The 25,424-nt window shown below is 53.2% G+C and carries 25 protein-coding genes; 6 read left to right on the top strand and 19 right to left on the bottom strand.

The genetic code is table 11. The annotated features are described in order from the left end of the window. Positions 1-218 precede the first annotated feature (218 nt). Genes nagZ through pdxJ form a run of 3 tightly spaced genes read right to left on the bottom strand, consistent with a single transcriptional unit; the run spans position 219 to position 2,368 of the window. Positions 219-1,268 carry a beta-N-acetylhexosaminidase gene (nagZ, locus tag ACZ5BW_RS09170; RefSeq protein ID WP_464539164.1) on the bottom strand — a complete coding sequence of 350 codons (1,050 nt, stop codon included), beginning with the start codon at positions 1,266-1,268 and terminating at the stop codon, positions 219-221. Next, positions 1,269-1,646 (bottom strand): holo-ACP synthase, encoded by a 378-nt coding sequence (acpS, locus tag ACZ5BW_RS09165; protein ID WP_107762776.1) that lies wholly within the window; start codon positions 1,644-1,646, stop codon positions 1,269-1,271. After that, positions 1,643-2,368, bottom strand: a complete 726-nt coding sequence (pdxJ, locus tag ACZ5BW_RS09160; RefSeq protein WP_464539161.1) for a pyridoxine 5'-phosphate synthase — start codon at positions 2,366-2,368, stop codon at positions 1,643-1,645. Before pdxJ ends, acpS begins: the two co-directional genes overlap by 4 nt. Before the next feature lie 296 nt (positions 2,369-2,664). On the opposite strand from pdxJ, the gene ACZ5BW_RS09155 reads away from it, so the two are divergent. Then, positions 2,665-3,039 carry a YidH family protein gene (locus tag ACZ5BW_RS09155; RefSeq protein ID WP_464539159.1) on the top strand — a complete coding sequence of 125 codons (375 nt, stop codon included), beginning with the start codon at positions 2,665-2,667 and terminating at the stop codon, positions 3,037-3,039. A gap of 96 nt (positions 3,040-3,135) precedes the next feature. Continuing rightward, entirely contained in the window at positions 3,136-4,035 is a 900-nt protein-coding gene (locus ACZ5BW_RS09150; RefSeq protein ID WP_464539156.1) for a universal stress protein, read from the top strand. A 74-nt stretch (positions 4,036-4,109) separates the two neighbouring features. Here ACZ5BW_RS09150 and ACZ5BW_RS09145 read toward each other — a convergent pair whose 3' ends face one another. The 14 genes from ACZ5BW_RS09145 to ACZ5BW_RS09080 form a co-directional block, all read right to left on the bottom strand. Then, complete coding sequence (locus tag ACZ5BW_RS09145; protein ID WP_464539154.1) at positions 4,110-4,970, bottom strand: MBL fold metallo-hydrolase; 861 nt, start codon at positions 4,968-4,970, stop codon at positions 4,110-4,112. 33 nt (positions 4,971-5,003) lie between these two features. Further along, complete coding sequence (gene recO, locus ACZ5BW_RS09140) at positions 5,004-5,732, bottom strand: DNA repair protein RecO (protein WP_464539152.1); 729 nt, start codon at positions 5,730-5,732, stop codon at positions 5,004-5,006. Positions 5,733-5,858: 126 nt separating this feature from the next. Then, entirely contained in the window at positions 5,859-6,767 is a 909-nt protein-coding gene (era, locus tag ACZ5BW_RS09135) for a GTPase Era (protein WP_464543680.1), read from the bottom strand. A 192-nt stretch (positions 6,768-6,959) separates the two neighbouring features. Next, entirely contained in the window at positions 6,960-7,952 is a 993-nt protein-coding gene (locus ACZ5BW_RS09130) for a HEAT repeat domain-containing protein (protein WP_464539150.1), read from the bottom strand. Between the two features lie 15 nt (positions 7,953-7,967). Beyond that, entirely contained in the window at positions 7,968-9,278 is a 1,311-nt protein-coding gene (locus tag ACZ5BW_RS09125) for a hypothetical protein (RefSeq protein WP_464539148.1), read from the bottom strand. A 268-nt stretch (positions 9,279-9,546) separates the two neighbouring features. Then, positions 9,547-10,218 (bottom strand): ribonuclease III, encoded by a 672-nt coding sequence (gene rnc / locus ACZ5BW_RS09120; RefSeq protein ID WP_464543679.1) that lies wholly within the window; start codon positions 10,216-10,218, stop codon positions 9,547-9,549. A 94-nt stretch (positions 10,219-10,312) separates the two neighbouring features. Beyond that, complete coding sequence (gene lepB / locus ACZ5BW_RS09115; RefSeq protein WP_464539146.1) at positions 10,313-11,119, bottom strand: signal peptidase I; 807 nt, start codon at positions 11,117-11,119, stop codon at positions 10,313-10,315. Between the two features lie 104 nt (positions 11,120-11,223). Beyond that, positions 11,224-13,020: a translation elongation factor 4 gene (lepA, locus tag ACZ5BW_RS09110; RefSeq protein ID WP_464543678.1), complete on the bottom strand. Its 1,797-nt coding sequence runs from the start codon at positions 13,018-13,020 to the stop codon at positions 11,224-11,226. Between the two features lie 249 nt (positions 13,021-13,269). Beyond that, positions 13,270-13,539, bottom strand: a complete 270-nt coding sequence (locus ACZ5BW_RS09105) for a glutaredoxin family protein (RefSeq protein ID WP_464539144.1) — start codon at positions 13,537-13,539, stop codon at positions 13,270-13,272. Then, positions 13,540-14,961 (bottom strand): DegQ family serine endoprotease, encoded by a 1,422-nt coding sequence (locus ACZ5BW_RS09100; RefSeq protein WP_464539142.1) that lies wholly within the window; start codon positions 14,959-14,961, stop codon positions 13,540-13,542. It abuts the gene before it with no gap. A gap of 115 nt (positions 14,962-15,076) precedes the next feature. Further along, positions 15,077-16,063 carry a MucB/RseB C-terminal domain-containing protein gene (locus ACZ5BW_RS09095; RefSeq protein ID WP_464539140.1) on the bottom strand — a complete coding sequence of 329 codons (987 nt, stop codon included), beginning with the start codon at positions 16,061-16,063 and terminating at the stop codon, positions 15,077-15,079. 9 nt (positions 16,064-16,072) lie between these two features. Continuing rightward, positions 16,073-16,636, bottom strand: coding sequence for a sigma-E factor negative regulatory protein (locus ACZ5BW_RS09090; protein WP_464539138.1), 564 nt, complete (start codon positions 16,634-16,636; stop codon positions 16,073-16,075). A gap of 1 nt (position 16,637) precedes the next feature. Beyond that, positions 16,638-17,240, bottom strand: a complete 603-nt coding sequence (rpoE, locus tag ACZ5BW_RS09085; protein ID WP_464539136.1) for an RNA polymerase sigma factor RpoE — start codon at positions 17,238-17,240, stop codon at positions 16,638-16,640. Positions 17,241-17,505: 265 nt separating this feature from the next. Next, positions 17,506-17,847, bottom strand: a complete 342-nt coding sequence (locus ACZ5BW_RS09080) for a four-helix bundle copper-binding protein (RefSeq protein ID WP_464539134.1) — start codon at positions 17,845-17,847, stop codon at positions 17,506-17,508. 256 nt (positions 17,848-18,103) lie between these two features. Between ACZ5BW_RS09080 and ACZ5BW_RS09075 the strand changes: the two genes are divergently transcribed. The 3 genes from ACZ5BW_RS09075 (at position 18,104) to ACZ5BW_RS09065 (ending at position 21,999) form a co-directional block, all read left to right on the top strand. Then, entirely contained in the window at positions 18,104-19,021 is a 918-nt protein-coding gene (locus ACZ5BW_RS09075; RefSeq protein ID WP_464539131.1) for a cation diffusion facilitator family transporter, read from the top strand. A gap of 175 nt (positions 19,022-19,196) precedes the next feature. Further along, the gene (nadB, locus tag ACZ5BW_RS09070) at positions 19,197-20,810 is read left to right on the top strand and encodes an L-aspartate oxidase (RefSeq protein ID WP_464539129.1); all 1,614 of its coding nucleotides are present in this window, start codon (positions 19,197-19,199) and stop codon (positions 20,808-20,810) included. Between the two features lie 16 nt (positions 20,811-20,826). Next, positions 20,827-21,999 (top strand): toll/interleukin-1 receptor domain-containing protein, encoded by a 1,173-nt coding sequence (locus ACZ5BW_RS09065; RefSeq protein WP_464539127.1) that lies wholly within the window; start codon positions 20,827-20,829, stop codon positions 21,997-21,999. 3 nt (positions 22,000-22,002) lie between these two features. Here ACZ5BW_RS09065 and ACZ5BW_RS09060 read toward each other — a convergent pair whose 3' ends face one another. Further along, positions 22,003-22,446 (bottom strand): hypothetical protein, encoded by a 444-nt coding sequence (locus ACZ5BW_RS09060; RefSeq protein WP_464539125.1) that lies wholly within the window; start codon positions 22,444-22,446, stop codon positions 22,003-22,005. Beyond that, the gene (locus tag ACZ5BW_RS09055; RefSeq protein WP_464539123.1) at positions 22,443-23,423 is read right to left on the bottom strand and encodes a zinc dependent phospholipase C family protein; all 981 of its coding nucleotides are present in this window, start codon (positions 23,421-23,423) and stop codon (positions 22,443-22,445) included. The genes ACZ5BW_RS09060 and ACZ5BW_RS09055 overlap by 4 nt, the downstream gene beginning before the upstream one ends. A 150-nt stretch (positions 23,424-23,573) precedes the next feature. Here ACZ5BW_RS09055 and ACZ5BW_RS09050 point away from each other — a divergent pair, with 150 nt between their 5' ends. Then, on the top strand, positions 23,574-25,403 hold the full coding sequence (locus ACZ5BW_RS09050; protein ID WP_464539121.1) for an ABC transporter ATP-binding protein: 1,830 nt from the start codon (positions 23,574-23,576) through the stop codon (positions 25,401-25,403). The last annotated feature ends 21 nt before the right edge of the window (positions 25,404-25,424 follow it).

Genomic DNA, 25,424 nt, shown 5'->3' with positions numbered 1-25,424 from the left:
GATGCTGTGAATCAGCACTTATTAATCAATATAGGTTCGTTTGGCTATTTTTCAACCGATCCCCTCGATTTTTTTGTCACACCCACCGCGGAACTCGGGCGCGTATAGTGAAAAGTGGGCAGGGAGCGATGCAGCTGCTGCTGAGGATGAGAGTGGCAAAACAGAGGAAACCCGTCGCGGGCAGAATGAGCGGGGATTGAAAGGCGAGTTCGGTTTTGCTATACCAGCGGCAACTCGCCGTTGCGAACGCCAATACTGGCAATTTTTTCCACAGCGCTGACGAAGTTCGGGTTTTCGTGCAGTTTCACCAGCGAATCCGGGTTTGGCCGCCCGCGCATGCGGGCGAGACGAATCACCCCGAGGGCGGGCAGGTCCCAATGTAGCTCCGCGAGCAGCATTTCGGCCGCTTCCGGATTATTGCACAGCAGCACCATGTCGCATCCCGCATGCAATGCTTTCTGGGCCCGTTCCAGCGGACTGCCTGCAAAAGCCGCTCCCGCCATATTCAGATCATCGCTGAAGATACACCCTTCGAAACCGAGCTCACCCCGCAAAACTTTTTTGAGCCATACTTCGGAAAAGCCAGCCGGCAATGCATCCACCTTCGGATAAATGACGTGGGCAGGCATTATGCCGGTAAGGCCGAAACCGATCATTTTACGAAATGGAATGAGGTCATCCATTTCGATCTGCGCGTAAGTTCGTTCATCCACTGGGATTTCGAAATGGGAATCGGCTTCGATATACCCATGACCGGGGAAATGTTTGCCCACCGCTGCCATCCCGGCAGATTTCAACCCGGCCATCAGGCTATGGGCCAGATCGGCAATGGCTTGCGGGTCACGGTGAAAAGCACGGTCGCGGATGACGCTGCTTTGGCCATAATCCATATCCAGAACGGGTGTAAAACTGAAATCCACGCCCGCAGCCCGTAGTTCCGCCGCCAGCACATACCCCGCCTGATGCGCCAGATGCCGCGCCTGGGCAGGATACTCATCCCAGATCCTGCCCAGTTCGCGCATGGGAGGCAGGCGTGTAAAATCCTCCCGGAAACGTTGAACCCTGCCTCCTTCGTGATCGACTGCGACCAGGAGCGGCGGCGTTCGCAGCGCATGGATTTCAGCGGTCAGATGCATGAGTTGCGCAAGCGAGGAATAATTGCGCGTGAACAGGATCACCCCCCCGACCAGCGGATGCCGGAGTTTGTTTTTATCATTGGCGGTGAGTTGCGTGCCTTCGATATCGAGCATGACGGGACCGAGCGACATTTATTTTTCCAATATGACAAAAGCGCAAGCGAGGTTCAATTCGTCGCTGATTGAGAGATGGTGGCGGGTAATGCCTTCGTTTTGGGCCAGGGTATGCAATTCAGGGTGGAACTTGAAATAGGGTTTTCCCAAGGGGTCATGGGTTACTCCGATATGGCTCAGGCTGACCGGATGACGGATACCCGTGCCAAAGGCTTTGGCAAGCGCTTCCTTGGCGGCAAAACGCTTCGCCAGGAACATGGCCGGCTGCATGGTTTTTGCATATTCCGGCCATTCCTCTTCTGTCAGCAGGCGCCGGGCGAAACGCTCTCCGTATTTTTCCAGCAGGCGCGCAATACGCGAGGTTTCAACCAGATCGGTTCCGATTCCATAAATCATTTACATGCTTCCAGCATCAGGTTTTTCATTTCCCGGACTGCCTGCTCGAAGCCCACGAACAATGCCCGAGCCACGATCGCGTGTCCGATATTGAGCTCCGACACGCCGGGGATTGCCGCGATTGCCTGGACATTCTGGTAATGCAGGCCGTGCCCGGCGTTAACCCTGAACCCTTGTCCGACTCCCCTGTTTACTGCTGATCGCACTCGCTCCAGTTCACCTTGCTGTTCATCCGCTGCTTGCGCATCGGCGTAATGTCCAGTGTGAATTTCGATGACTGGCGCGCCGGCCTCAACGGACGCATCGATCTGCACCGGCTCGGCATCGATGAATAACGAAACCCGGATGCCGGCTTCAGCCAGCCTGCGGCAGGCGCGTTGCACTTGCTCGAAATGCCGTACCACATCGAGTCCGCCTTCGGTCGTCAATTCTTCGCGCCGTTCCGGCACAAGGCAGATATCGTGGGGTTTGATGCGCAGCGCAAATTCAATCATTTCATCCGTGACCGCGCTCTCCAGATTCATGCGGGTCTTGAGCGCGCGGCGCAGGATTTCCACGTCTCTGTCCTGTATGTGGCGCCGATCTTCGCGCAAATGCAAGGTGATGGCATCTGCCCCGGCCGATTCAGCAATGAGTGCCGCCTCTATCGGATCGGGATAGGTTGTGCGGCGCGCCTGGCGCAAGGTAGCAACGTGATCGATATTAACGCCGAGTTTGATCATAATAGTATGGAGGTTCTCCTGATTCGGCTTTTTTCAATGATTGCCTGAATGATATTTGCTCTCCCGCACATCTGGAAGAGGCAAGAGGGGCCGGGCAAAAAAATGACTATATTATAATAGCGTGTGCGGCGAAGACAGTATGTACATAAAAGTGGATCGCCAGGTTGATTGCTCTGGAACGTCTGGGAACGTTACTCTTTGGGCCGTTACTCCTGGCTGTTCCGTATTTGATTGAAGAGGGCGCTATAAATCCCGCATCTGAAAACCTGCGAGAGGGAAAGAGTGATCCGGAGAAAATGTCGGACCCGCGCGTTTACTTCGCGGCGGAGCGGACGCTTCTGGCGTGGGTGCGCACGGGATTAACCATCATTGCACTCGGCTTTGTCGTTGCCCGCTTCGGTCTGTTTCTGAATCTTCTTGCGGCTTCCGGGGAAATTTCCAAAAATGGAGGCGCTGCCAGCGCTCATGGAATCTCCGGTGTCTTCGGCATTATTCTTGTGCTCTCAGGCACCGCGACCATTCTCGGCGCCTTGCTCAATCACAGGCATTATGTAAGCTCATTGCCACTTGAGGATCTGCCCAGGCTGTCCCTGCCCTGGCTCTCATCGTTCCTGTCTTTATCGGTTGCTACCGTAGGAATTCTGCTGGCGGTATACCTCTTGTTTACCTGAACTAAATAAGGAATCGATCATGTCAAAAAGGAGAGGTGAGAACTCGCAATGCGGTTTTTTTAAGTTGATTGATCCTTCAAGTGAGAGGTGGAAGTAATGATGTGCCCGATAACGAGAATAGTGGTTGCTACGGACATTTCCGATTTTGCGAGGCGTGCCGAATCTCGCGCGGCGCTTTTGGCGCAGGAATTGAGCAGTGAGTCTCTGGATCTGATACACGTACTTGATAGTCTCGCGCTGGAATCCTTGCGTAATCTGACCTCCCCCCTGGATATCGAGCAACGGTTGATGCAGGGGTCTCGCGAGCAAATGGCGGAGATCAAGCGCAGGCTCACCGCCCGTTATGGGATAAGGGTTACGACAACGACGGTAAATGTCGGACGGGCAGATACAGAGATCGCACATTATGCCAGTCTCCTCAAGGCAGGGTTAGTCGTGTTGGGCGCTTTCGGCGGTGGCGCGGTTCGGGAATTCATCATCGGCTCGACTGCGGATAAGGTTCTGCGAACGCTCTCTTGTCCGTTGCTGATCGTCAAACAGGAACCTGAGGCAAGCTATCGGCGTGTGCTGGTCCCCGTCGATTTTTCAGAATCCTCGCACTGGGCAGTGGAAATGGCCCTGACCATCGCTCCTCATGCAAGTATCATTATCCTGCATGCATTTGAAGTGCCGTTCGAAGGCAGGCTGGATTTCAATGACGAGAGAATACAGGCGTTTCGTGCCGAAGTGAAAACCCGCATAAGTGTGGAGATGCAAAAACTTCTCTCGGATTTCGAGGCTTCGGGTCGTTCGCTCGCCGCAGTTATCGAACTGGGTCCCGCAGCTGATACAGTGATAAAAAAAGCAGGAGAGATCGGTGCCGATCTGATTGTCGTCGGGAAACACGGCAAATCGGGATGGGAGAGCATGCTGCTTGGCGGCGTTGCCAGACGTGTAATTCAGGAGGCAGCTTGCGATGTGCTGGTGGTGGAGCAGGCCGACGCTGGCGCAGGTTAGGTGTTTAGCTCCTGAACCGGCTGCCGCCATTTCTGCCGTCTCTGACAGGTGGGTAAATGGACAGGTGTAGCGGCTCAGATGAGGTTCAACGGTATTTTGAGATACGAAATACCGTTATTCTCGGGTGGCGGCATGATGCCCGCGCGCACATTCACCTGGATCGACGGCAGCAGCAGCGTGGGCATTTCGAGCGTCCGATCGCGCGCTTCGCGCATCGCGACGAACCGGTCTTCGTCAATGCCGTCGCGCACATGTATATTATTTGCGCGCTGTTCCCCCACACTCGTTTCCCATCGAGGGGACCGACCTTGCGGCGGATAATCATGACACATGAACAGGCGGGTATCCGCAGGATAATCCAGTATTTTCCTTATTGACCGGAATAGTCTGCGTGCATTCCCTCCCGGAAAATCGGCGCGCGCCGTACCGAGGTCCGGCATGAACAGGGTATCGCCGACAAAGATCGCCTTCTCTACCTGATAGGACAAGTCCGCCGGCGTATGACCCGGTGTCGAGAGCGCTTTCACGTTCAGTTTGCCCACGCTGAAAACCTCGTTATCGGCGAATAAATGGTCAAACTGTTTGCCGTCCGGCGTGAAGTCTGTTTCAAGGTTGAATATTTTCCTGAAGGTTTCCTGCACGATGGGGATCTCCTTCCCGATCGCCGTCTTGCTCCCCAATCTTCCCTTAAGATAGTGCGCCGCTGTGAGATGGTCGGCGTGCACATGGGTCTCCAGAATCCATTCTGTCCTCAGATTCTTTTCCTCGATAAAGGCGATCAGTTTATTGGCGGATGTAGTGCGCGTTCTGCCTGATTTGGGATCGTAATCCAGTACTGGATCGATGATTGCGCAATATCCATTCGGCTCATCGAAAACCACGTAGCTTACTGTCCAGGTCGCGTCGTCAAAAAAAGCTTCGATATTCGGTTTCATTTTCTCTCTTCAAAGACTTGATTGGAGCGCATATTACAATTGCTGAAACTCCTTCAGTAACTGGCGTGTATGCAATGGCTTATCTCCCAGATAGTGGTTGAGCAGTGAGCGCATCAGCGTCCTGCTCTGCAGACGCGTCAGGGAGGCTGAATAGTCTCCCTGGCTCATATCAAGCAGCGTTTTTCCACTTAACTGGAGGTTAAAAAGGCAGTTGCCGTTGCTCGATGCAACGGGTCCCCGCTCGATTTCGTAGCAGTACGTCTGGTTTGGTTTAATCGGTCTTCCTGATGAAACATCGTGATCGAGCGTCAAGGCATAACCCATCTCCTGCAGGAGGCGCTGCTCGAAGCGGCGCAGTATGGGAATGTAATCGCTTGCCATACTCAGGTCGGACAAGGCCTCCTGATAGCAGGCAAATAACCGTTCGTGCGGATCATTGCGGTGCAATAGCCGTATCAAAAGTTCATTGAGATAAAATCCGCAGATCAGGGCGGTTCCCTGTAAGGGTAACTGCCCACCCTGCCATTCCGCCTTATGCAAGGTGCGTAATTCGGACTTTCCTCCCCAGCTCAACAGGAGAGGCTGGAAGGCGCGCAGCAAGCCTCGCAGGGCAGATGTCGGGCGCTTGGCGCCTTTCGCAACCACGGCAATACGCCCGGAATTTTGCGTGAAAACTTCCACGATAAGGCTGGTTTCAAGATAAGGATAGCTGTGCAACACAAAAGCGGGTTGTGCTTCTTGACGCTGTTTATCTACGCTCATGTCTAGGGAACATCAGCGGTTATCACCAGGCTTGATCACGCCCACCGGAAAGATACCTCAGAAGATTGTGTATGGGAGTCCGGAAGCGCGATCGGGCAGGGCCAGATGGAATGCTTGTGGCGCCGGTTACTCATATCCCAGGCTTTTCAAGGTTCGGGCATCTTCGGCCCAGCCGCTTTTGACCTTTACCCAGACCTTGAGATAAACCTTGCCACCGAAGCTTTCTTCCATGTCCTTGCGCGCCTGGGTGGCGATCAGCTTCAATTTTTCTCCGTCCTTACCGATGACAATCGCTTTCTGGCTGGATTTTTCTACCACAATGGAAGCGTGAATCCTGCGCAGTTCGCCTTCCATCACAAACTGGTCAATGACGACGCTGGTAGAATAAGGAATCTCTTCTCCCAACAGTCGGAACAATTTTTCGCGAACCAGTTCCGCGGCTATGAAGCGTTCATCCCGATCGGTTACTTCATCTTCCTGGAATAATGGCGGATTTTGCGGCAGGTGCGGCCGTATCGCAGCTATCAATTCGGGTAGCCGCCCTCCATTCTCGGCGCTTACCGGCACCATGGCTGCGAAATCAAATTCCTTTGACATTTTTTCGAGGAAGGGAAGCAATTGGGATTTATCGGGCAGGCGATCTATTTTGTTGAGGGCAAGAACCACAGGCTTGTTTTTTGGCAGGAGTTTCACCACCAGCTTGTCGCGATCGTCGAAGCGCATCGCTTCAATCACCAGTATCACGACATCCACGTCCCGCAACGTCTGGGTAACCAGACGATTCATCCCGCTGTTCAAACGGCTTGTATGCTGTGTCTGGAAGCCCGGGGTGTCGACAAAAACAAACTGGGAGTGTGGATCAGTGAAAATCCCGTGGATGCGATGCCGCGTCGTCTGGGATTTTTTTGATGTAATACTGATCTTTTGCCCGACCAACCTGTTCAGCAGGGTGGATTTTCCTACGTTGGGACGGCCAACGATAGCAATATAACCGCTGCGATGGGCTGGGTCTGCAAGGGGAGTTTCAGTGCTTATCAAAAAGGTTTTACGCCGATAAGGTTTTGTGCCATATACACTCGCGGAAATTCCTCACAGCCTTGCTGTCGGAATATTCTGGCTGGCAGGGAGCGCTTCACAGTTCAGGAAAGCAGGAAAGGTGTTTCTAATGGGGGTTTAGGGCGCAATGGAACGTTTATGGGAAACTTTCCATAAACGTTCCATTGCGCCCTAAACCCTTGCTTCAAGACGATTTGGGTGGCGCTTTTCAGTTACTTGAGCTGCGGACCATGCGTTAGTAATTCGCAGCTCCCCATTTGCTTGTACAAAACCCTCAAGCTCCATTGGCGCGATTCCTATCCGCCCTATTGTTTGTATTAAGAATTTGGCGTGATCCGCAGCGTCAAAGTGGCCAGCCCAGCCTATTTTTCCAGTGATTCGGCTTATGAGAATGTCTGCTTTGGTCTCGCTTGGATTGGGTGCAGTGAGAATTAGATATGATGCCGAATAATGCCCGTCTTCGCTGTGCTTGGCCGCAATGATTCCCAGAAGGGTCTTACGTTGTTGGAGTAAGTCAAGAGTTTTGTCCCCAACTATATCGCGGTTAAAGCCCATCATCCAGACCCCGGCAGAACAGCTTACTTGTAGCAATCCATTTTCCGAAAATGCGATACCGTAGGGTTCTTCTGCTAAGTTGCTAATAAAAAGCTCCTTTTCTGCCTTCAGGGGGGGCAGAAAATCAAGTTTCTGCTTTTCGGCCTGCGGCATTTCCACGTTCTGTCTTGGAATAGGCAAATCGTTCCCCGCCAAACCAAGGCGGTACGAAATTAGCGCGGCGGCAAACGATGCTTGGGATCCAAGGTCTCCTTGGGCGGTTCGTCTTATTTGTAATATTTGCTCCAACTCCCCCTCGTCGCCGATGCGGCCAAGGCATTTCACCACTGCCGTGAGTGCGACCGGATCCTTAACCGTCTCGACGGCATTGCGCAAGTGATGCCGTGCCTCTGGGGTGTTCAATCGCCACAGAGTAACGGCTGCAAGCCTTCGAAAACCAGCCTCCTCCGCGTCATTTTCAAGCACTTCTTTCAAAAGGTCCGCAGAATCCGGTAACTGGAACCTCGTCAACATCTTGATTGCAATGCTGCGCGAGAAAGATTTATCTTTCCCAAGGACTACATCGGCGTGCAACCTGTCTTCGAGCGGAAATTGCAGCGAAAGACTCATGATTTTGCTCCAATATTAGTTATCAACGAAACAATGGTTCTTCATACGACTAACCTGGGTAACGTAAAGATCTCCGCCATTTGGGACACTGCTGAGCATTAGGTTACTGGTTTCACTGTCAGGAACATGGCGGAGTCCAAGGTAATGGCACATTTCATGAGCCATTACCAGGCCTGTGAGGGATCCTCCCTCAAGAGCCACAACGCTTCCAGTCATGCCTTTGGCGTTCTTATCGCAGGGACCGTCCCTTCGTGAGAGACCGACTGTGGCTCCGGCGTAAGTTTTTACGAAAAATACGTCAAGCGCGTGGTTTGGTATGGTCCAATCGTTTGTCAGTCCCTCGGCTTCCCCGTCGCTATCGATGTTTTCGTATCCATCGGCCTCAGCTGTTGGTATTCCCCACACTTCGACTTTATCGATAAATAATCCTTCGGATTCGAATATTTGGCGTGTAGTCTGAACTGCTGCGGTAACTTCCCCTCTTTCCGCCGGGGAGAAATTTTCTTCACCGACTAAAATTACGTTGACGTTTACTGAACTGGTGGCGGCAGATAGGACATGCACCTCAGTAGTACCGCTGCCCGTTTCTCTCTTCTTGATCACGACCAGATCGCGGTTGGCTGCGACCCCGAAAGCGAAGCGGTCGTCAGTCTCTTCAAGCGCCGTTCGCGTATGTAAGGCCCACTCCTGATAATTGCTGGCGGCAGATAGGACATGCACCTCAGTAGTACCGCTGCCCGTTTCTCTCTTCTTGATCACGACCAGATCGCGGTTGGCTGCGACCCCGAAAGCGAAGCGGTCGTCAGTCTCTTCAAGCGCCGTTCGCGTATGTAAGGCCCACTCCTGATAATTGCTGGCGGCAGATAGGACATGCACCTCAGTAGTACCGCTGCCCGTTTCTCTCTTCTTGATCACGACCAGATCGCGGTTGGCTGCGACCCCGAAAGCGAAGCGGTCGTCAGTCTCTTCAAGCGCCGTTCGCGTATGTAAGGCCCACTCCTGATAATTGCTGGCGGCAGATAGGACATGCACCTCAGTAGTACCGCTGCCCGTTTCTCTCTTCTTGATCACGACCAGATCGCGGTTGGCTGCGACCCCGAAAGCGAAGCGGTCGTCAGTCTCTTCAAGCGCCGTTCGCGTATGTAAGGCCCACTCCTGATAATTGCTGGCGGCAGATAGGACATGCACCTCAGTAGTACCGCTGCCCGTTTCTCTCTTCTTGATCACGACCAGATCGCGGTTGGCTGCGACCCCGAAAGCGAAGCGGTCGTCAGTCTCTTCAAGAGGCGTGGCTTCGTGGAGTGAGAAAAGTTGATAGCTTGCCATTTGTGTCCTCCTTGTTCTTGTAAGTTGCACGCAACAACTTAATGTTGTTCTCAGACGTATAGCAATTCGATAAAGGGGAAGTTTCTTTGCTCCTCTTCCTGCGAAGATATCGTTCGATCCTCCGGGGATTTCTACCTCGGCTGACCTGCTCCCCGTAGTTTGTTTATAGATGAGAAAAGGGAGAAAATAAAGTTGAATAAGGGGGTTTAGGGCGTAATGGAACGTTTATGGGAAGCTTCCCATAAACGTTCCATTACGCCCTAAACCCCTAATGCGCCTGGAGTTGTTCATAAGCTTGCCTGGCCGCGTGCTGTTCGGCACTGCGACGGCTCGCGCCTTCGCCCAGAGTGCGGATTTCAGGCCGGGAAATCACGCATTCCACCTGAAACTGCTGCTGGTGAGCCTCGCCTCGGGTAGCAACGACAGCATACCGGGGCAGCGCCAGCTTGCGGCTCTGGAGATATTCCTGCAAAAGGGTTTTGGGATCCTTGCCGAGGGTATGGGTGTTCAGCTCTCCCAGGGAGGGAGTGAAAAGAATTTCAATTGTCTTCTCGGCCTGCTCAAAACCCGCGTCGAGATATATGGCGCCAATCACAGCTTCCAGCGCATCCGCAAGAATCGAAGGCCGTTTGTCTCCTCCGCTTTTGAGTTCACCTTCGCCAAATCGGATAAGCTTTCCCAGCTCGAGCGTTTGCGCCAGTTCAGCCAGCACCTTCTGGTTTACGAGGTTCGCCCGTATCCGGGACAGACTGCCTTCGCTGAAATCAGGAAAATGGTGGAATATCAATCCGGCGACGGCGCAGTTGAGGACGGCGTCGCCAAGAAATTCAAGCCGTTCATTGTGAGGTATGCTGTGGCTGCGGTGCGTCAGCGCTTGTCGCAGCAGTTCGGCCCGATGGAAGGTATGACCGAGTTTCCGGCACAGCGCCGCACTCTCCATATTCCGGTAAGCTGTCCCCAATTTTTGCGTGTCCTCCCCGACCAACTGTGCGAGCTGATCTGCCACATGCTCAAGGTCCCGATTGCCGCTCGAATTACTTGATCGATAATCCGATGCGTTTCAGGTCGCTGAAATTCCACCAGATCATGAAAGCCTTGCCGACAATGTTCTGGTCGGGTACGAATCCCCAATAACGACTGTCGCTGCTGCTGTCCCGGTTGTCTCCCATTGCAAAGTAGTTGCCGGGAGGAACCTTGCAGGTAAATCCACGATCGTTATAGCTGCAATTTTCATGATGGGGGAAGGGGAGGACACCCCCTAGCTGGATACTATCCTTCTCCTGCGGATTGATGAGGACATTATAGCGGTGATTTCCGAGCGACTCCGTGTAGCTGCGGCTGTAAACGAATTTCAGGCCCGATTCCACATAGGTATATTCGCCGTTCAGTTCCATCCTCACCGGTACGTTGTTGACGCTCAACTGCTTGTCACGGTAGGTGATGATATCTCCGGGTACCCCCACGATGCGCTTGATGTAATCCATGGATGGATCCACCGGGTAGCGGAAAACCATGACCTCGCCACGCTGAGGAGTGTTTATATCCATCAGCTTGACGTTGGCGACCGGCAGCCGGATGCCGTAGGTATATTTATTGACGAGAATGAAGTCTCCTACCAGCAGAGTCGGAATCATCGAGCCCGAGGGGATCTTGAAAGGCTCAACCAGGAAGGAACGCAGGCAGAACACGACAAGAATCACCGGGAAAAAGCTTTTTGGATACTCCACCCACCATGGCCCCTGGTCTCCCGGCGCGCGGCGTGGTTGCAGCACGATACGATCGAGCAGGGCGATACTGCCGGTGATCAGCAGCAATATCAGCATAATGAGCGGAAAGTTCATCTTGTTCCTCTTATTCCCTTCGGGTGGACAGTCCATTGCCCGACCGGAAACGGGATTTTTCCGGTGAACATGTGCCGCTTGTTGAAGGCCTCGTATTGTTTGAACTACTTTTCTCCAACCTGCAGAATCGCGAGAAACGCTTCCTGTGGAATCTCGACATTACCGACTTGCTTCATGCGCTTTTTACCGGCTTTCTGCTTTTCCAGAAGCTTGCGTTTACGCGTGATATCGCCGCCATAGCATTTGGCCAGCACATTCTTGCGCAACGCCTTGATACTTTCCCTGGCGATAATGTGCGAGCCTATGGCGGCTTGAACAGCGATATCGAACATCTGCCGGGGAATCAGTTCGCGCATTTTCTGCGCGAGTTCCCGTCCGCGGTACTGGCTGCTCGCGCGATGCACAATCAGCGACAAGGCGTCCACGCGTTCGCCATTGATGAGGATATCCAGCTTGACGAGATCGGAAGCCCTGAACTCCTTGAATTCATAATCAAGTGAAGCGTAGCCGCGGCTAGTCGATTTTAACCTGTCGAAGAAATCCATGACGACTTCATTGAGCGGAATTTCATAGGTCAGCATGACCTGCCTGCCCATATATTGCATATTCTTCTGGATTCCCCGCTTGCTGATGCAAAGCGTAATGACCGATCCGACATATTCCTGCGGGACGAGGATGGTTGCCGTAATGATCGGTTCCCGAATCTGCTCTATTTTTGAGAGATCAGGCAGTCTGGACGGGTTTTCGATTTCAATGACCGTTCCATCGCGCAGCACGACCTGATACACCACCGTTGGCGCGGTGGTGATGAGGTTCATGTCGTATTCCCGCTCCAGTCTTTCCTGTACGATATCGAGATGAAGGAGTCCGAGAAAGCCGCAGCGAAAACCAAACCCCAACGCCTGAGACGTTTCCGGCTCGTATTGCAATGAGGAATCATTGAGTTTCAGCTTCTCCAGCGCATCGCGCAGGGCATCGTACTGGTTGGATTCCACGGGGTAGAGTCCGGCGAACACCTGCGGTTTGATCTCCTTGAAGCCGAGCAGCGGTTGGGGAGCGGGGCGGTCAGCGAGTGTTACCGTATCGCCGACCTTGGCAGACTTCAGCTCCTTGATTCCGGAAATGATGAAGCCCACTTCACCGGCGCTGAGAGATTCCCGGTTTCTGGATTTGGGCGTAAATACGCCCACCTGTTCACACAGGTGGACAGTTTTACTCGCCATCAGCAATATTCTGTCCTTAGGTCTCAATACCCCATCCATTACCCGCACCAGCATTACCACGCCCACATAGTTGTCGAACCAGGAATCGATGATAAGGGCCTTCAGGGGTGCTTCCGGATTCCCTTTCGGCGGGGGGATACGCAAAATGACCGTTTCCAGGATATCCTCCACACCGAAACCGGTTTTTGCGCTTGCCCGCACGGCATCCTGGGCTTCTATGCCGATGATATCTTCAATTTCCTTGATGACGCGTTCCGGTTCGGCGGCGGGCAGATCGATCTTGTTCAGCACTGGTATGACTTCCACGCCCTGTTCGATTGCGGTGTAGCAATTCGCAACGGTTTGGGCTTCCACGCCCTGGGAAGCATCAACCACCAGGAGGGCTCCCTCGCAGGCTGCGAGCGAGCGCGATACTTCATAGGAGAAGTCGACGTGGCCGGGTGTATCGATCAGATTCAGGAGATAGCTGCTGCCATCACGGGATTTGTATTCCAGAGCCGCCGTCTGCGCCTTGATGGTGATTCCGCGCTCGCGCTCCAGTTCCATCGAGTCCAGCACCTGTTCTTCCATTTCCCGGTCGGACAGCCCTCCGCATAAATGGATGATACGGTCCGCGAGCGTGGACTTGCCGTGATCGATATGGGCGATGATGGAAAAGTTGCGGATGTGCTGCATCAGGGATCGGGATGGCAAGGGAAGAGGGTAATAACAGGACGACGCCGGAATTCACCGGCAATCAAAAAAGGGCACATGGTGTGCCCTCTCATGGCGTGGCCCTCTGGTCGCACGTGTATCCGGTCCCTGCAAATTCTTGTTCAAGACGGACATTTTAGCGAATTTTGAGGAAATAAGCACCTGCCGGATCGTCTTCTTCCCCTTTATCGTCGGGGAAGAAGGCGACCATCGCTTCCACAAAAGAACGGGGTGCTATTTTTCGATTCGCTGAAATATCCGGGCAAACGCATTCAGGTCGAGGTGATAGTGGCAAATTTCCCTGTTTCCGGCCATCAACACCGGAACGCGTTGCCCGTAGCGTGATTGCAGATCGCTGTCGCTATCCACATCCACGACTTCGAGCTGAAAAGGATAGCCTGGCTTCAATTCCTGCAGGGCTGCGAGCATGTCCTGGCAGAGGTGACAGTGCTCCCGGCCATACACTGTCAGCAAGACAGGGAAATCAGGATCGGGAGCAGCCATTTATTTGCTTTCACCATTCATCTTCATGGTGATGAAGGTGGCGGTATCGCCGCGTTTGACCAGCAGGGCAATATTGCGTCCTTTCTCGACCTTGTTGAGCAACTGGTTGAATTGATCAACCGTTTTGACATCCTGATTATTGATGCTCAGAATGACATCGCCGGGTCTGACCCCCGCGCGGCTTGCGATACCGGGCACCATATCTTCGACCAGAAGCCCGCTTTCAGTTTCCAGTTCCTTCTTCTGATCCGAAGTCAGCTCGATCAGGCTCAAGCCGATGCGATTCGCTGCACTCGGCATCTTGCCTCCCTTTCCAGAACGCGCGGCTGGTTTTTCATCCTCTGGAAGCTCATCCACTGTGATCGTGAGCTCCTTGGTCGATCCATTCCGCCACACCTGCATCTGCACTTTCGTGCCCGGCTTGGTCGAGCCAACTATGCGCGGCAGATCGCCCGAGGAATTCACGGTCTTGCCGTCGAACTTGAGAATGACATCCCGTGCTTGAATGCCTGCCTTGTCTGCCGGGCCGCCTTTCTGGACAGAAGCTACCAGCGCGCCGGCTGGCTTGGGTAAACCGAACGATTCCGCAAGCTCCTTTGTGATTTCCTGAATCAGCACGCCGATTCTGCCCCGGCTCACCCTGCCGCTTGCAATCAGCTGATTTGATATATCCCGGGCAACATCGATGGGAATGGCGAATGACAAACCCATGAATCCGCCGGTGCGGCTGTAAATTTGGGAATTGACGCCGACCACCTCACCGTTCATATTGAACAGCGGTCCGCCGGAATTCCCGGGGTTGATCGCGACATCGGTCTGGATGAAGGGCACGAAATTTTCCTGCGCCAGAGAGCGTCCTTTGGCGCTGACAATCCCGGCAGTAACGCTGTTTTCAAAGCCGAAGGGTGATCCGATCGCTACCACCCATTCTCCCACCTTCATTTTGTTGGGATCACCCTGGGTGACTTTCGGCAGCCCGGTAGCATCGATCTTGAGGAGAGCAATGTCCGTTTTCCGGTCCGCGCCAATCAGCTTTGCCCGGAACTCCCGCTTGTCCGTAAGTTTCACATTGATTTCATCGGCTCCATCCACCAGATGGGTATTTGTCAGAATGTAGCCGTCCGAACTGATAATGAAGCCGGAACCCACCGATTTGGATTCGAAATCTCGTGGCATTCCTCCATGAGGCTGCATGTGTCTCCGGAAAAACTCGAAAAACGGATCATCCTCGGGTATGTTCGGCATTCCCGGGAAAGCACGTTCCGTGGCTGCGTTGCCTGATTGAACGGTGCTGATATTTACGACCGAAGGCCCTTCTCTTTCGACCAACCCGGTAAAATCCGGCAATTCGCGCGCTGGCGCCTCCGCAAACGCACTCGTGGATAATCCAAGCAGCACCACCAGTAAAAATTTAGCAATCATACTTTTTCTTCCATGGAGTAGAAACGGGTGAACATTCATCCATCTGTCCAAGATAATGGGATAGTAGTACCAGGACCGCATTCAGTCCAGGCCGCAGCCGGCGTGTCTTGATGACCTAACGACTGGTAACAGAATTGCCGATTTGCATTACGGTGGCTGGCGGTACTTCGCCTATGGCAGTTACCCTGTTATCGCCGAGAGTACGTGTATAGATATTGATCGCGCCGCGGCTGTGGTAGAGACCCTCGTCCGGAGAAGAAGCTTCCCCCAAATGGGGCTCGATAAATACCGACACGGCAGCAAGACCATCCGAGAGAGCAATATGCGCAACAGGACGTGATTTACCGGAGAGATTACGTTTCATTTCCACAATCTTTTTGAATCCCGGAGGCGGGTCTTTGACATGCCAGCCAAGTTTCCCGCTACCCTGTGTTGAGGAGACAAGATTTGTCTTGCGCCATTCGGCAGCTTGACCCGAATATTTGGATTTCAACAGATCCTTGTCTATTTCACCGCCAATTTTCAGGTCGGTGAATACAAATTGTTCCACCACCCGGCCTTTATCCATTACGGCGGCTTTCAGCAACAGGCCGGTATTGGGATCCATCCACAATTTCTGGCCATAACGCTTGTCATCCCTGGGCTCCAGCTCGATGACCTGGCTGGCATAATCGCTGACCCGCTCCTGCTTGCCCTTTTTGACGATATAGTTGTCGTCGAGATTGATCAGCGGCTGAGGCAGCAGCGCGGGAAAAACTTTTCGCAACCAGCGTTTTTCCGTCACCACGGTCTTGCTTTCCGGCAGATAACATCTCATTTCATCGTTGTTGCGGATAATCTCACGTGGAGGACCATCCAGCACCACGCTTTTTTCCTGCTCACCTTCCTCATTCACCAGATGGATGATGCGCGATGTTTCTATCTGATCGTCAGACGAATAGACGAATGTCCCGACATAATTGTAATGGCGCGGCGCGGTGGCAATCTTTTGCAGCCAGTTAAGCGCCTCGGGAGATGAGGGGGATGAACTGGAGGGATTTTGCGCGAATGCGGATTGGACGAGGACTGTCAGCAACAGGGAAGACAGTGAAACCTGTGTCATCTGTGGACGTTATCGCGCGCTTTCCGCCGATGTACGCATGAAAGGAACTGCCCCCTGTATTGTGGTGCTAGGCGAGAATTGCCGATGCGCCAGGAGATAGTCGTTGATTTGCGCAGACTCAGACGCGGCGATGGAAGCTTTGGCGGGAATTACAGGATAAGTGGCAACGGGCGCTACAGTGGCCGCAGAAGTCGAGGGCGACGTCCGGTTATCGGCCAGATTCTGCCTCAGAAGATCCGACTCTTGCGTCGTTTGCAGAATTATCCACCCACCCACCATTGCTGCTGCGATGGAGGCCGCAGCGGCATAAGCTCCCGGCCTGCGCTTCGGGGTCGGATGAAGCAACGTTGCGCTTGATACCGTGGATACCGTAGGTTCTGCTATCAGTCTTGCGTTAACTCGCCGCGTAATATCGAGTGGCTTGATCTCCGATTGACCCAACGCATCGCTGATCAGGTGGTAAGCAACCCAGCGCTCCCGTAACTCCTCCGCGCTCCTGAATTGCTCAATCACTACCGACGCATCGTCTGCATCCAGTTCACCATCCATCAATGCCGATATTTTCTCTTGCATATTACCACCTCTTATCTTTACCAGTCCCCAGCAAGGGACGCAGTTTTTCTGCTATTGCTTCCCGTGCACGAAATATTCGCGAACGGACCGTGCCGATAGGGCAACTCATGATCGCTGCGATTTCCTCATAGCTCAGTCCCTCGATTTCTCTCAACGTAATTGCCGTACGCAGTTCTTCAGGCAATTCTTCCAGTGTTTGGTTCACCGTTTGAGCGATCTGTTTGCTTGTCAGTTCGCTCTCGGGCGTATTCATCTCGCGCAGTTGGCTGGCTTCTTCAAAGCCTTCGGCCTCTTCGTTGTCAAATCCTGTCGTGGTGGTAGGCGCCCGCCGTCCTTGAGCCACCAGAAAATTCTTGGCAGTATTGATGCCTATCCTGTACAACCAGGTATAAAACGCACTGTCTCCACGGAATGACGGCAGTGCGCGGTAAGCCTTGATAAAGGCTTCCTGGGTCACATCCTCTACTTCCGACGCATCCCGGATGAATTGCGAAAGGAGACGGGCAAGCTTGCGCTGGTACTTGATCACCAGAAGATCGAAGGCCTGCTTGTCGCCGTGTTGCGCGCGTTCCACCAGTTGCTGATCGATTTCCCGGTCACCCATGCCGCCCAATTCCTGAATTAACGAATCTCTTAGCTATAACTGCTTCATTATAAGGCAGCTCAGCCAAGTATACCCGTTCAGGAGCCCATCGGGAATTACGCACCGGTCCATCGTCCGCGGTCTGTGTGAACAGACAACGCGTAGTATAAATTAGTTCAGTTGAAAATGTGGTTATTCCAACAGATAGAATACATGCCAGATTCAAGGCCTGTCGGCACTTGTTTCGCTCCCGCGAAACAAGTGCCGACAGGCCTTGATCATGCCTTTATGCTGCCATCTTGCGGCAGTGCTCTGCGCACTGGCGGCAGGCTTGCACACACTCTTCCATCCCATCCAGCTGTTCGCAACTTTTAGCACAGGCGTCACAAATTTCGGCACAGGCGCCACAGACTTTGGGGCTGAATCGGGAGCCGCTGAGCATGAAATTCAGTGACGTCTGGCAGATTTCCGCACAATTCATCATCAGCCGGAGGTGGTCGGCCTCGACATGTTTGCCACCTGACTCCAGGCAATGGTTCATGGCCATTTGCAGGCAGGTGCGATGACAATGGTCGCATGCATCGATACAGGCTTTCAGATTCTGATCGGTTTCCGTGTATAAAAACATGGTCGTCTCCTCTTCCGTTTTGGAAAATTTTTCGGGATCGATAAAGCCTCGTCAAACCCGCTAGCGCATAATGTGCGCCAGCCACCGCTTCACATTCTGTACGCTAGCAGACATAAAATTCAGGGCCGGGAAGGAGACGGGGGATGGCGGAGCAGGAATAGGGATGGATTGTTGCTATCATTGTCGGATTACGCGTCTTTCATCCAGATTGAGGCAGATGGGGAGTCATCACAGTCGCGGACACGGTTTTTCCAGCATGCCATCTCATATCGGGCACTCCGGATACCACAATCATTCTCCCGCACGCAATCATGGACGTGCGTTCGTTATTGCCATCGCCTTGAACGCCGGCTTTGTCGTAGTTGAGTTCGGTTACGGTTTTGCCGCCAACTCGACGGCACTCATGGCAGATGCAGGGCATAATTTATCGGATGTGCTCGGGCTTGCGTTAGCCTGGGGCGCGGCGATTTTGAGCCGCAAGGCCCCCAGCGAACGTTATACCTATGGTTTGCGCAGCACTTCGATACTCGCCGCGCTGGCAAATGCTGTTCTTCTCCTGGTGGCATGCGGTGCAATTGCCTGGGAAGCTTTTCAGCGGTTTTCGCAACCTCCGCTGGTAGCGGGCCTCACCGTTGCAGTCGTCGCGACCGCCGGTCTTCTGATCAACGGCCTGTCTGCCTGGCTGTTTTTGAAGGGGAGCAAGGAGGACCTGAATATTCGCGGCGCCTTCCTGCACATGGCGGCAGATGCCGCGGTTTCGGCCGGCGTTCTGGTATCTGGGGTGGCGATCCTTTTCACGCAATGGTATTGGTTCGACCCGGTGATCAGTCTGATGGTCGTTGCCGTCATTATCTTCAATACATGGGGTCTTCTGCGCGACTCGGTTCAGCTTGCGCTAAGCGCCGTACCTCCGCATATCGACATTGCCGCGATCGAAGCTTTTCTGCGCGACCAGCCGGGTGTGGCGGATGTACATGACCTGCATATATGGGGCCTGAGTACGACCGAGAGCGCGCTCACTGTCCACCTCGTCATGCCAGATGGATACCCTGGCGATCTTTTCATGGACAGCATCAGGACGACCCTGGAGGCGCGCTACGCCATTCATCACAGTACACTGGAGATCGAACAAGGAACCATCAATCATTATTGCCCGGTAATCAGAGTCGATTGATCTTCGTTGATTGGAGTTAAAATCGCCCAGCGTCTATGGGAAGAATGAAGTGAGGCGGAAGATCGAAGATCAATCGACTCTGAAATCGACTTTGACCTATTGACTTTGCCGCCATAAAAGCATTCGTCAGGTCTGTTATCATTCCCTGCTCACAAGAACAAAATAACGACGATCAGTGCCACAGCTTAATTTCGATACCCTGATAATTGGCAGCGGCCTGGCCGGGCTCACCCTTGCGCTCAATCTGGCACAAAACAGGAAAGTAGGCCTCATCACCAAGCGTGCGCTGCTTGATGGAGCAAGCGGATGGGCGCAGGGAGGAATCGCCGCGACGTTATCGGAAGAAGATTCGCCCGAAGCTCACCTCCACGATACTCTCGTCGCAGGCGCAGGTCTCTGCAACGAAGAGGTGACGCGATATGTAGTGGAAAATGGTCCCCAGGCGGTCCAATGGCTGATCGATCAGGGAGTGCCTTTCACGCGCGATGGCGGCAACGGGACCGGCTATCACCTGACCCGTGAAGGCGGGCATAGCGTGCGCCGCATCATTCATGCGGCGGATGCGACCGGGAGGGCAGTGCAATTGACCCTGATCGAAAGAGCGCATGCCCACCCGAATATCACCGTGCTGGAGTACCATGTCGCGATCGATCTGATCACCAGCGCCAAACTGGCCGGCCGTGGTGAGTGCTCCGGCAGGAATGGCAATCGCTGCCTTGGCGCTTACGTGCTGGACAGCAGGGAAGGGAGGGTGCGCACCATAGCGGCGAGCAACACCGTGCTGGCAACGGGCGGAGCGGGCAAAGTCTATCTCTACACCACCAATCCGGATACCTCGACCGGCGATGGCATCGCCATGGGCTGGCGTGCAGGCTGTCGCATAGCGAATATGGAGTTCATCCAGTTTCATCCCACTTGCCTTTATCATCCTCACGCCAAATCGTTCCTCATCAGCGAAGCGGTGCGAGGCGAGGGAGGACTGCTGAAACTGCCCGATGGCACCCGTTTCATGCCCGCGCACGATGAGCGCGCGGAACTTGCGCCGCGTGACATCGTGGCGCGCGCCATCGACTTCGAAATGAAGAAGCGCGGGCTCGACTGTGTGTACCTGGATATTTCACACAAGCCGGCAGACTTCCTGAAGGAGCATTTTCCGACCATTTACCAGCGCTGCCTGGAATTCGGCATCGATATCACCAGAGAGCCGATTCCCGTCGTGCCTGCGGCTCACTATACGTGTGGCGGTGTTGTCACCGGCTGGAACGGGAAGACTGATCTGGACAATCTTTATGCAATTGGCGAAACCGCGCACACCGGTCTGCACGGAGCCAATCGCCTGGCGAGCAATTCACTGCTGGAGTGCCTGGTATTCGGACAGGCCGCGGCGCGGGACATCATGCAGCAGACACCTGAGCCCATCACCGCATTGCCGCCATGGGATGAAAGCCGCGTGACCAATGCCGATGAGGAAATTGTCATTTCCCATAACTGGGACGAATTGCGGCGCTTCATGTGGAGTTATGTCGGTATCGTCCGCACCACTAAACGTTTACAACGCGCGCAGCACCGCATCCATCTTTTACGTGAAGAGATCAGCGAATACTACGCGAATTTCCACGTCACCAACGATCTGCTGGAATTGCGCAACCTGGTGGATACCGCGGATCTGATCGTGCAAAGCGCCATGCTGCGCCATGAAAGCCGCGGCCTGCACTACAGCAAGGATTATCCGGAGTTGCTGCCGGAAGCGAGGGATACGGTGTTGAAACGTTCACAATTCCCCACCTGAGGTTCCCCTTTATCAAATGAAATTTCTAGATTCTATTGAGATTTCTGGTAAAAAACGTATCGAGTTGTACCAAGGTGATCTTACAACCCTTGAGGTACATCAAGGATTTGACCTTCTCATTGTTTCGGCATTTCCGGATGACTATACTCCGACACCCGGTTCTTTGATTAGCGTATTGGATCGCAAAGGCCTCTCAGTAGCCGCCTTGGCCGAGGATAAAGATGTTGATCTTAGAGCTAGCTTTTCCTGCTGGTTATCCAAGGAGTTCACGTCACAAAATTCAGGATTAAAATTTAAACGAATCTTGTGTTTTGAACCCCTTAGTCGTGGAAGTCCATCAGAAGTCGTGGGAGACATATTTCGCGCGCTGATTCCTATTATTGCCGAGAAGCCAGACATCAAAACTGTGGCGTTACCCCTCGTCGCAGCGGGGGATCAAAACTATTCTATTGCAGAGATATTAACTCCGTTGTTTGATGCTGCTTTTCATTGGCTAAAAAGAGGTCTGCCATTAGAACAGATCAAGATTATTGTTAAATCAAGGGCTCAATCACTAGATGCAAGTGAGGTGTTTTCTAACAAGAAAGATCAATATGAAAGCTCTTTTTCCCCGGTATTATTTAGCCGAAGTACTCAGAAAAAGAATCATTTGCAAAACTATAGCGAAGACGAGTTCAAGCAGTTACTCGAATATCTACATAACTTTTCCACAAGGGCAGGACGAGTAGCCTCGGCAAGGATCCCCGGACAGAGAAAAGTTCCTGAAGATGGTAATGGTTACGATGTTTTCATAAGTTATTCAAGAGCGAATGCAGCCGAAACTGATGCTTTGGAATTTGCGCTTCGCAAGTCTCGACCGAATATTCGCATATTTGTGGACCGTAAGGAGATTAATGTCGGTGCAGCATGGCAGCCTGCGATATTCGAAAATTTGGATAAATGCCGCAAGATGGTCGCTCTGCTATCTCCAGACTACCTGTGTTCCAAGATGTGCAAGGAGGAATACAACATTGCGTGGATAAGAAGCCGTGAAACTGGCGAGGACATCATTTTTCCTATTTACCTCTATACAGCCGGCCTTCCGACGTATATGAAATACAGGAATTACTTTGATTGTCGCGAAGGTGATTTATCAAAAATAACGGATGCAGCCAGGAAACTACTTGCCGCTCTAGCTAGCAAGTCCTGAACGCTAATTGGTTAAATTTTTCGTACAGACCTCTTTCGTATCGATCGAAAACTCGCATGGCTGCTTTCCCATCCAGCGATGACGATCCATGCGTCCGGAACATCCTGCGTCTTCGAGAAGGGCGTGCTGCCCGGAGGCATCGCAAACCAGCACGACCGAGTGCTTGTCCTGGCGCAGCACTCTCACCTTATAGCCTTTAAAGTTTTGTAACAGCGCCGGGTCATGTTGTGTTGCCCGCATGAGCAATTCCTTTTCATCGAGCCCGGGCGGGGGATTCTTGTAGCGGACAGTAGATTCTACCGCGGTGGCAAGCTTGGTCAACGCGGAGGCTTTGATAAACATTTCTTCGCTGTTGGGGGGCTTTGAGGTAGGAGCGCAGCCTGCAACGAGCGATAGCACAAGCACAATAGTTACGCTGACACGGATACCGGTAGGACGTCTGCTCATGAGACAACCTTTTTCCAATGGATATGGTTGCCCTGATCGTCTTTTCCTGTATCCAGATTGCAATTCACCACGGCCGTCACGTAGCTATTGTCGTTTTCAAAGACGGCCTTGGCAATGAGCGACCAGGTGGCAAGAACGTTCTCCAGGGCACGATCAAATATCGCATCATAGCTCATCCGTTCAAGCGGGGTCGCAAGGTTTTCCAGATATTGGGGGTCGAGATCGTCAACCGCAGGGTAGGTCAAACCGATGTTGGCGGCGACATGCCGCGCAAAAGGAGGAAGCACATGGCCTTCTTCCGCTTTGTCGACAATGAACTTGAATGCGCCGTGCCAGTTGTCGATGATGGGAGGGTCGGTTTGGTAGGCGCCGGCATAACAGGTTTCAAGCATGCTCTGCCACGTGCGTGTGATGACGGAATCGAGTTTTCCGCTGCCAGGTTTATCGCAGCAGCCCCAGATTCCGGAATCCAGATGTTCCGCCAGGCCTATCTCACCGAGATTCAATCGCTGGAAGATATAGGCATCCTGATGCATTTCGCATATCCGGTGCTTGTCCTTGTTCTTCCGGTATTCACCCACCTTGAGTTCGATGACAGGATGAATCGTCGTATCAGTAACGACATGGCTGGTGTATCCCAGGAGCCATGAAAATGCTTTTTGCCGGGGTGCTCCATCGAGTCTTTTGATCCACTCGACCCCCGCTTTGATCATGTCGCCGGTTCTCTGGTAGTGCATCCGATCCGCCCACTCGCCAGCACTGGAGTGAGCAATGTCCAGGTAGGGATAATCAGGGCTGACCGCGCCAAGCTCACAGAAACGGAAGTAATCCAATACCGAAATAATTGCTTCCGGAGGAAATTCCTGCTTTTCAAGCCGGTCCGGTTCCTTGGCCAGGTTTACCATGGTGAGGTGTGCATAAGCGCCAGGCATGGATAGTCGCAGATAGTGATTGATCGAGAGTGCGGTGGAGAACAATGTTATTGTATATCTTGCCTCGATTTCGGGAAGTGTTCAGACAGCAGGCGGAATATCTCCTTCCCATGGTGGTCACACGGTCCAGCAAAGATCGAATCTGGTCACACCAGATTTGGCATGATTCGCTATAGATTGCCTACAGTGGTTTAAATGCTCAGCTATTTCGAGAAACTGATTTACCCTTATCCCGATCCCATCGACAGGATTCCCCCAAAAGGTTTTTTTACCTTTATCTGGGAAGCAACCGAGGGCGTAAGGCGATACCTGGTGGCGATGACACTGCTTACCGCATCAATCGGTGCGTTTGAAGCCTTATTGTTCGCGATGCTGGGAAAAGTAGTCGACTGGCTCAACCAGATACCGCCCTCTCTTCTATGGGAACAGGAGCGGAACATGCTTCTTCTGTTCGCTGGACTGCTGGTTGCAAGTCCCCTGTTGGTCGGTATACAGAACCTCGTCAAGCATCAGGTGTTGGGCGGGAATTTTCCGATGCGCCTGCGCTGGAATTTTCACCGGCTGATGCTGAACCAGAGCATGCATTTCTATCAGGACGAATTTGCCGGGCGGGTGGCGGCCAAGGTGATGCAAACCGCTCTCGCGCTGCGCGATGTCTGCTTTATTCTCGGCGATATACTTGTCTATGTAACGATTTACTTTTTTACCCTGGTTGCCGTGGTGGGCACGTTCAATCTCTGGATATTGATACCTTTTGGGGGGTGGTTCGCTCTCTATATCTGCGCACTGCGCTATTTTGTGCCCAAGCTCAGTCGGGTATCCCAATCTCAGGCGGATGCGCGCGCCTTGATGACGGGACGCATCAGTGATGCTTATACCAATATCGCCACCGTAAAACTCTTCTCTCACGCCGGCAGGGAGGCCGGTTATGCCAAACTGGCGATGCAGGAGTTTCTGGGGACGGTACATGGCCAGATGAGGTTGATCACTCAATTTGAGACTGTGAACCAGGTGATGGGGGCAAGCCTTATTATCAGCGTGGTTGCGGTTGCTTTGCTCCTGTGGGTGGATGGGCAGATCGGCGTAGGTGCGGTGGCGGCCGTCGGCGCCATGTCGTTGCGGCTTAACGGGATGTCGCATTGGGTCATGTGGGAAATGACTTCATTGTTCGAACAGGTAGGTACCGTACGCGATGGAATCACCACCTTGTCACGTCCCCACCTGGTGACCGACCATCCCGATGCAAAACGTCTTCAGATTAAAAACGCCGATATCCGGTTTGAGGATGTGGTTTTCTGTTACGGGAGTGACGTCCCCGTAATAGATCATCTTTCGCTGCATATCAGGCCGGGCGAAAAGATCGGTCTGGTCGGACGCTCGGGCGCGGGCAAATCCACTCTCGTCAACTTGCTGCTTCGCTTTTATGATGTGGAGGAGGGGCGCATACTGATCGACGGGCAGGACATCCGGTATGTTACGCAGGACAGTTTGCGCGCCAATATCGGCATGGTTACACAGGATACGTCCCTCATGCATCGTTCGGTAAGGGACAACATCGCGTATGGACGACCTGACGCAACCGATGCGGAAACGATCGCCGCTGCAAAAAAGGCGGAGGCGCATGATTTCATCATGGGCCTGACAGACCCTGCGGGACGCTACGCCTATGATGCACATGTAGGGGAGCGCGGGATAAAGCTTTCGGGCGGCCAGCGCCAGCGGATCGCCATAGCGAGGGTAATGCTGAAAAACGCACCGATTCTTCTGCTTGACGAAGCTACCAGCGCGCTGGACTCTGAAGTGGAGTCAGTCATCCAGTCGAGCCTCTACCGATTGATGGAGGGGAAGACGGTGATCGCAATAGCGCATCGCCTGTCGACCATTGCGGCCATGGATCGGTTGATCGTGATCGACAAGGGCGGGATCGTAGAGGAAGGAACGCATCAAAGCCTGATCGCACTGAAGGGTCTCTATGCCGGGCTCTGGGAGCATCAGAGCGGCGGGTTTCTGGGGGAAGATGTATAGGAGTATTCCACTTGAGAAAGC

The sequence above is a fragment of the Nitrosospira sp. TNL300 genome, from assembly GCF_055385915.1.
The sequence above is the reverse complement of the archived record's forward strand: the minus strand, read 5'-3'. Positions and strand labels throughout refer to the sequence as shown.

Coding starts and splice junctions, on each gene's coding strand:
- lepB (WP_464539146.1), bottom strand. CDS start 11,119: ATGAACTTTCCGCTCATTATGCTGATATTGCTGCTGATCACCGGCAGT.
- ACZ5BW_RS09105 (WP_464539144.1), bottom strand. CDS start 13,539: ATGGCTGCTCCCGATCCTGATTTCCCTGTCTTGCTGACAGTGTATGGC.
- recO (WP_464539152.1), bottom strand. CDS start 5,732: ATGAGCGTAGATAAACAGCGTCAAGAAGCACAACCCGCTTTTGTGTTG.
- ACZ5BW_RS09095 (WP_464539140.1), bottom strand. CDS start 16,063: ATGACACAGGTTTCACTGTCTTCCCTGTTGCTGACAGTCCTCGTCCAA.
- ACZ5BW_RS09150 (WP_464539156.1), top strand. CDS start 3,136: ATGATGTGCCCGATAACGAGAATAGTGGTTGCTACGGACATTTCCGAT.
- rnc (WP_464543679.1), bottom strand. CDS start 10,218: ATGGAGAGTGCGGCGCTGTGCCGGAAACTCGGTCATACCTTCCATCGG.
- ACZ5BW_RS09060 (WP_464539125.1), bottom strand. CDS start 22,446: ATGAGCAGACGTCCTACCGGTATCCGTGTCAGCGTAACTATTGTGCTT.
- ACZ5BW_RS09065 (WP_464539127.1), top strand. CDS start 20,827: ATGAAATTTCTAGATTCTATTGAGATTTCTGGTAAAAAACGTATCGAG.
- ACZ5BW_RS09155 (WP_464539159.1), top strand. CDS start 2,665: ATGTCGGACCCGCGCGTTTACTTCGCGGCGGAGCGGACGCTTCTGGCG.
- ACZ5BW_RS09080 (WP_464539134.1), bottom strand. CDS start 17,847: ATGTTTTTATACACGGAAACCGATCAGAATCTGAAAGCCTGTATCGAT.
- rpoE (WP_464539136.1), bottom strand. CDS start 17,240: ATGGGTGACCGGGAAATCGATCAGCAACTGGTGGAACGCGCGCAACAC.
- ACZ5BW_RS09130 (WP_464539150.1), bottom strand. CDS start 7,952: ATGAGTCTTTCGCTGCAATTTCCGCTCGAAGACAGGTTGCACGCCGAT.
- acpS (WP_107762776.1), bottom strand. CDS start 1,646: ATGATTTATGGAATCGGAACCGATCTGGTTGAAACCTCGCGTATTGCG.
- ACZ5BW_RS09090 (WP_464539138.1), bottom strand. CDS start 16,636: ATGCAAGAGAAAATATCGGCATTGATGGATGGTGAACTGGATGCAGAC.
- ACZ5BW_RS09075 (WP_464539131.1), top strand. CDS start 18,104: ATGCCATCTCATATCGGGCACTCCGGATACCACAATCATTCTCCCGCA.
- ACZ5BW_RS09125 (WP_464539148.1), bottom strand. CDS start 9,278: ATGGCAAGCTATCAACTTTTCTCACTCCACGAAGCCACGCCTCTTGAA.
- ACZ5BW_RS09050 (WP_464539121.1), top strand. CDS start 23,574: ATGCTCAGCTATTTCGAGAAACTGATTTACCCTTATCCCGATCCCATC.
- nagZ (WP_464539164.1), bottom strand. CDS start 1,268: ATGTCGCTCGGTCCCGTCATGCTCGATATCGAAGGCACGCAACTCACC.
- ACZ5BW_RS09145 (WP_464539154.1), bottom strand. CDS start 4,970: ATGAAACCGAATATCGAAGCTTTTTTTGACGACGCGACCTGGACAGTA.
- pdxJ (WP_464539161.1), bottom strand. CDS start 2,368: ATGATCAAACTCGGCGTTAATATCGATCACGTTGCTACCTTGCGCCAG.
- ACZ5BW_RS09100 (WP_464539142.1), bottom strand. CDS start 14,961: ATGATTGCTAAATTTTTACTGGTGGTGCTGCTTGGATTATCCACGAGT.